The sequence below is a fragment of the Rhodococcus sp. 15-725-2-2b genome (assembly GCF_002259075.1).
Classification (GTDB): domain Bacteria; phylum Actinomycetota; class Actinomycetes; order Mycobacteriales; family Mycobacteriaceae; genus Rhodococcoides.
This window is the reverse complement of record NZ_NPFL01000012.1, coordinates 46,130-52,379: the sequence shown is the minus strand read 5'-3', so window position 1 is coordinate 52,379 and position 6,250 is coordinate 46,130. Positions and strand designations below refer to the sequence as shown.

Here is a 6,250-nt window from a genome sequence, read left to right as displayed (position 1 = left end):
GTGCTGGTGTTGGGGGTCGGGGCGGGTGCGCACGGTGCACGCGCAATTCTGACGTATCTGGACAGTCCCCATCGAACCCCCATCGTGTCGCGGACGGTGCGCCGCACGCCCGGGCAGTCGCTGTCCACCACGATCGCCACCGGTGTCGACGCCATCCACTCGATCGCAGCGACTATGTCGCTGCCGGTGCAGTTCTCGGCCATCGCCTATCGAGTTGCCACCGATCCAGGCGCAGTCGCCACCCGAGGTACGGCCCGCACCGCGTCGCTCGTGCCGGAAACTGCTGCGCAAGTGCGGTATCTGCGTTTCATCGGGCTGGTGCCCAATCACGGCGTCACCGTGTTGTGCGATATCGGTAGCACCGGCACCACGGTCACCGTCATCGATCTCGCGTCCACTCGCACTCTCATGACGCGGCGCACTGCCACGTTCTGCGGCGACGATCTCGATCACTCGATTCGCAGGCTGCTCTCGTCCAACGGCGTTCGCGTCGGAATCGACGCCAGCCGGTCCATCAAGGAGCAGTTGAGCGTGGACTCCGTCGTCAGCACCACCGATCCGTCCGGTACTGCGCGGCATGTGCTCACTCGGCGCGACTTCGACGATCTGATCGCAGGACCGGTGCGGTATGCGGGCATGCTGGTGGAGCAGACCATCCAATTGTCCGGTGCCAGAACGCAGTCCATCGTCGTGGTGGGCGGTGGTGCGAACATCACCTCGATTGCGCGTTCTCTCGAGCTGCGTACCGGTCTGACGACGCTGGTGCCGTCGATGCCGGAGCTGGTCTCGGCCCGCGGGGCCGCCCTCCTGTCCCCCGACAGGTAGGACGGCACCGAGAGTGGAGCCCGCCGCTACCGGTGCTGGAAGTTCGGCGTCCGCTTCTCGATGAAGGCCGACATACCTTCCTTCTGATCCTCGGTGGCGAAAGTCGAGTGAAACACGCGGCGCTCGAACAGAACACCCTCGCGCAGACTGGACTCGAACGATCGGTTCACCGCTTCCTTCGCCATCTGGGCAACCGGTAGCGACATCTCGGCGATGGTGGTCGCGGTCGCGATGGCGTCGTCGAGCAGATCGGCAACCGGCACGATGCGCGAGACCAGTCCGGCTCGCTCGGCTTCCTCGACCTTCATGTTGCGACCGGTCAAGCACATCTCCATGGCCTTGGCCTTGCCCACCGCTCGCGTCAGGCGCTGCGACCCGCCGATTCCCGGGATGACGCCGAGCTTGATCTCGGGTTGTCCGAATACCGTGGTGTCCGAGGCGATCAGGACATCGCACAGCATCGCGAGTTCGCACCCGCCGCCGAGCGCGTAACCGGAGACCGCTGCGATCAACGGCGTCCGAGCCGACGCAAGTCGATCCCACGCCGCGAAGAAGTCGTCGAGGTACACGTCCATGTAGGACTTGGGCTGCATCTCCTTGATGTCGGCGCCGGCCGCGAAGGCTCGCTCGGAGCCGGTGATCAGGATCGCACCGATGCCGGAGTCGGCGTCTAGTTCTTCGACCACCGAAACCACTTCGCGCATCAGCTCGGAGTTGAGCGCGTTCAGCGCCTTGGGACGGTTCAGTGTGATGATGCCGACGCGTCCCCGACGCTCGAGCAGAATCGTCTCGTAGTCACTCACTGGCCTGCTCCGTTCGAGCGCTCGCGGATGTCGTTGATGATGCCGGAGAAGTCGACATCGGTGCCGCCCCCGGATGTTTCCTTGAACCGAGAGTACAACTCGGCCGCCCGTAGGCCGAGGACACCCTCGACACCGTTGTCGCGCAGTGCATTGGCAGCCAGACCCAGGTCCTTGTCCATGAGAGCCGCCGCGAAGCCGGGCTTGTACTCGTTGTTTGCAGGGCTCGTCGGGACCGGTCCTGGCACCGGGCAGTTCGTCGTCAGTGCCCAACATTGACCCGACGCAGTCGACGCCACGTCGAACAGTGCCTGATTGCTCAGCCCCAGCTTCTCCCCCAGCACGAAGGCCTCACTGATGGCGATCATCGACACTCCGAGAATCATGTTGTTGCAGATCTTGGCGGCCTGGCCGTTGCCTGCTGCACCGCAGTGCACCACCTTGCGACCCATGACGTCGAGAACCTCTGCAGCAGAGGCGAAATCCTCCTCGGAACCGCCGACCATGAAGGTCAGTGTTCCTGCGGCCGCTCCCCCGACTCCGCCGGAAACCGGCGCGTCCAGACTGCGGTGTCCTGCCTCGTGCACCAGCTTGTGGGCGGTGTGCGCATCGGCGACGTCGATGGTCGAGGAATCGATGAACAACGTACCCGGCGCGGCAGCGGGCAGCAGGTCCGCGTACAACCCCAGTACCAGTCTGCCGTTGGGCAGCATCGTGATGACGATGTCGGCATCGGCGACGGCGGCCACGGCCGATTCCATCACGGTGACGCCGTCCTTCGTGGCCTGCTCGAGCGCGGCGGGAACCAGGTCGAAGCCCTGCACCGTGTAGCCGGCCGCAGCCAGATTGGCGGCCATCGGTCCACCCATGTGGCCGAGGCCGATGAAGCCGATCGTCTTTTCGCTCATGACTGCTCACCTTCTGTGTGTGCGTTCGACAGGCCCAGCTCCGCGTCCCTGAGGGGCGCGAAGTACCGGTCGACGTCCTCGGGCGTGACGTCTGCCAACGTACGCGGTTGCCATTGCGGGTTGCGGTCCTTCTCGACCACCTGTGCTCGGATTCCCTCGACGAGGTCGTGGCTGCTCAGCGACGCGACCGACACGCGGTATTCCTCGTCGAGTACCGACTCCAGCGTCGGCAGCGTCGCGGCACGACGCAGCGATCTCAGTGTCACAGCCAGCGACACAGGTGATTTGGACGCGATGTCCTGCGCCGACTTCTGCGCCTCGGGCACTGTGCTGGCGGCAAGCGCGTCCACGATGCCCTGAACGTCGTCGCCGGCGTAGCACTCGTCGATCCATTCCTGCTGACCGACAACTGTGGACTCCGGTGCCGGCTCGCTGAACGTCGCGACGGCCTCTCCGACGCTGACCGTCTCGAGTGCCGAGTAGAAGTCCTCGAGCTTGTCGGACGGGATGTAGTGATCGGCGAACCCGACCGCGATGGCGTCGGCAGCATTCATCCGCGCCGTGGTGAGCGCGAAGTGAGTGCCGATCTCGCCCGGCGCACGCGAGAGCAGGTACGTGCCACCCACATCGGGAACGAATCCGATTCCGACCTCGGGCATCGCGATCTTCGATCGTTCGGTGACGATGCGAGTGTTGGCATGTGCCGAGAGTCCGACGCCTCCGCCCATGACGATGCCGTCCATGATGGCCACGAACGGCTTGGGGAACCGAGCGATCGCGGCGTTGAGGATGTACTCCTCGCGCCAGAAGTCCTTGCTACCGCTGCCGCCGTCCTTGGCGTCGTGGTAGATGGAGACGATGTCGCCGCCTGCACACAGTCCGCGCTCACCTGCTCCGGTCAGCAGGACGACGTCCACAGCGTCGTCGGTTGCCCACTGCGCCAACGCCGGTGCGATCTCGCGAACCATCGCATGGTCGAGCGCATTGATGGCTTTGGGGCGGTTCAAGGTGATTCGACCTATACCGCGGGAGACCTCGAGGATCACGTCGCTCATGCGGCACCCACGATCGACCGAGCGACGACCACCCGCATGATTTCGTTGGTCCCTTCCAGAATCTGGTGCACCCGAAGGTCACGAACGATCTTCTCGACGCCGTACTCGCTGAGATAGCCGTAGCCGCCGAGCAGTTGCAGCGCTCCGTTGGCGACCTCGAATCCGGTGTCGGTTCCGAAACGCTTTGCCATAGCGCACATTTCGACCTTGTCCGGCGCGTCGTTCTGCAGCGCGTCCGCGGCCCGCCACAGCAACGTGCGGGCGGCTTCGAGTTCGGTCTTGAAATCGGCGAGTCGGAACTGGAGCGCCTGCGCATCGAGCAACCGCGCCCCGAACGCCTTGCGCTCGGCGAGGTAGGCAACGGCCTTGTCGAGAGCGGACTGCGCGCCGCCGATCGAACATGCCGCGATGTTGATGCGCCCTCCGTTGAGTCCGTTCATCGCGATACGGAACCCGTCGCCCTCGTTGCCGAGCAGGTTCTCGGCCGGGATGCGGACTCCTTCGAGAACGACCTGCCGGGTGGGCTGGGCATTCCAGCCCATCTTCTTCTCGTTGGCTCCGAACGAGAGTCCCGCGGAGTCCTTCGGCACGATGAACGCCGAGATGCCGCGCGGCCCTGGTGCACCGGTGCGCGCCATCACGACGTACACCTCGGATGTGCCCGCGCCGGAGATGAATTGCTTGACGCCGTCCAGCACATATTCGTCACCGTCACGCACAGCTTTGGTGCCGAGCATCGCGGCGTCGGATCCCGCGCCCGGCTCGGTGAGGCAGTAGCTCCCCAGCTGATCCATCGCGCACAGGCCCGGGAGCCAACGCTGCCGTTGCTCGTCGTTGCCGTACGTGTCGATCATCCACGCGACCATGTTGTGAATGGAGATGTACGCCGCGATGGACGGGTCACCGGTGGCCAACTGCTCGAAGATCCGCACCGAATCGACTCTGGTCAGACCCGATCCACCCACATCCTCGCGAATGTAGATGCCGCCCATTCCCAGTCCCGCTGCCTTGCGCAGCACGTCCACCGGAAAGTGTTTCTGCTGATCCCATTCGATGGCATTCGGTGCCAGGAACTCGTCGGCGAATTCGCGAGCGGTGTCGTTGATCGCTCGCTCGTCCTCGTTCAAGGTGAACATCGCCGGATCAGTCCATGTTCGGAATGACGAAGTGATTCTGTGCAACTGCTTCTTTGGTGCCCGACGGCCAGCGCTGGGTGACCGTCTTGGTCTTGGTGTAGAAGCGAATCGAATCGGGCCCGTGCTGGTTCAGATCACCGAATCCCGAACGCTTCCAACCACCGAAGGTGTGGTAGGCGATCGGCACCGGAATCGGTACGTTGACGCCGACCATGCCCACCTGGACACGGGAGCAGAAGTCGCGAGCAGTATCGCCGTCACGGGTGAAGATCGAGACCCCGTTGCCGTATTCGTGCTCGGTGGGCAAGCGCAGAGCATCCTCGTAGTCCTTGGCGCGGACGACGATCAGGACGGGTCCGAAGATCTCCTCCTTGTAGATCCGCATGTCGGTGGTCACCTTGTCGAACAGCGTCGCGCCGGCGAAGAATCCGTTCTCATGGCCTTCGAGGCTGAAACCGCGTCCGTCGACGACGAGCTCGGCACCCTCGTCCACACCGATCTGGGTGTAGTCGTTGACCCTCTTCAGCGCATCGCTGCCCACGAGCGGCCCGAAGTCCGCGCTCTCGTCGTCGCTGCGGCCGATCTTCAGCTTCGCCACTCGCTCGGTCAGTTTGGCGACCAACGCGTCGGCAGTCTCCTCCCCGACCGGTACCGCGACGGAGATCGCCATGCAACGCTCACCTGCCGAACCGTAGGCGGCACCGAGCAGTGCGTCGGCGACCTCGTCGAGATCGGCGTCGGGCATCACCAGGGCGTGGTTCTTGGCTCCACCGAAGCACTGCGCTCGCTTGCCGTGTTGGGCTGCCGTCTCGTAGATGTACTGCGCGATGGGGGTCGAACCGACGAAGCCGATCGCCTTGACGCGGTCGTCGGTGAGGAGCACGTCGACGGCATCCTTGCCGCCGTTGACGACGTTGAACACACCCGGCGGAAGTCCTGCCTCGAGGAAGAGTTCGGCGAGCTTGAGCGGAACGGACGGGTCACGCTCGGAGGGCTTGAGAATGAACGCGTTTCCGCAGGCGATGGCCGGGCCGGCCTTCCACAGGGGAATCATCGCGGGAAAATTGAACGGGGTGATTCCGGCTACGACGCCGAGTGGCTGACGCATCGAGTAGACGTCGATTCCGCCGCCCGCACCCTCGGTGTACTCACCCTTGAGCAGGTGTGGGACACCGACGGCGAACTCGACGACCTCGACGCCGCGCTGAATGTCGCCCTTGGCGTCGGCGATGGTCTTACCGTGCTCGGAGGAGAGCAGACGAGCGAGCTCTTCGGTGTCGCGCGTGACCAGCGCGAGGAATTTCATCAACACTCGGGCGCGACGCTGCGGGTTCCAGGTTGCCCATTCACGCTGCGCCTGTTCGGCGTCGGCTATCGCGGCCTCGACCTCGGATACGTCGGCCAGGGGAACCCGGGCCTGAACCTCGCCGGTGTTGGGATCGAAGACATCCCCGAATTTTCCGGAGGTGCCTGCGACATGCTTGCCGCCGATGAAGTGCGTGAGTTCGCGAGCCATGGAATTTGTC

6 protein-coding genes are annotated in these 6,250 nt (G+C 64.4%); 1 reads left to right on the top strand and 5 read right to left on the bottom strand.

What is annotated here, in order from left to right; all coding sequences use genetic code 11:
- Positions 1–825 (top strand): hypothetical protein (locus CH306_RS15865; RefSeq protein ID WP_256981178.1); only part of this gene is annotated, 825 nt, incomplete at its 5' end.
- 26 nt (positions 826–851) lie between these two features.
- On the opposite strand, the gene CH306_RS15860 is transcribed toward CH306_RS15865, so the two are convergent.
- The 5 genes from CH306_RS15860 to CH306_RS15840 are packed head-to-tail and all read right to left on the bottom strand — an operon-like array spanning position 852 to position 6,240.
- Positions 852–1,628 (bottom strand): enoyl-CoA hydratase, encoded by a 777-nt coding sequence (locus CH306_RS15860; protein ID WP_094647086.1) that lies wholly within the window; start codon positions 1,626–1,628, stop codon positions 852–854.
- Positions 1,625–2,533 carry a 3-hydroxyisobutyrate dehydrogenase gene (mmsB, locus tag CH306_RS15855; protein WP_094632256.1) on the bottom strand — a complete coding sequence of 303 codons (909 nt, stop codon included), beginning with the start codon at positions 2,531–2,533 and terminating at the stop codon, positions 1,625–1,627. The genes CH306_RS15860 and mmsB overlap by 4 nt, the downstream gene beginning before the upstream one ends.
- Positions 2,530–3,588, bottom strand: a complete 1,059-nt coding sequence (locus CH306_RS15850) for an enoyl-CoA hydratase/isomerase family protein (protein ID WP_094647085.1) — start codon at positions 3,586–3,588, stop codon at positions 2,530–2,532. The genes mmsB and CH306_RS15850 overlap by 4 nt, the downstream gene beginning before the upstream one ends.
- Positions 3,585–4,724, bottom strand: a complete 1,140-nt coding sequence (locus tag CH306_RS15845; protein ID WP_032393500.1) for an isobutyryl-CoA dehydrogenase — start codon at positions 4,722–4,724, stop codon at positions 3,585–3,587. Before CH306_RS15845 ends, CH306_RS15850 begins: the two co-directional genes overlap by 4 nt.
- Positions 4,725–4,731: 7 nt before the next feature.
- Positions 4,732–6,240: a CoA-acylating methylmalonate-semialdehyde dehydrogenase gene (locus CH306_RS15840; RefSeq protein ID WP_032393499.1), complete on the bottom strand. Its 1,509-nt coding sequence runs from the start codon at positions 6,238–6,240 to the stop codon at positions 4,732–4,734.
- Between the last annotated feature and the right edge of the window lie 10 nt (positions 6,241–6,250).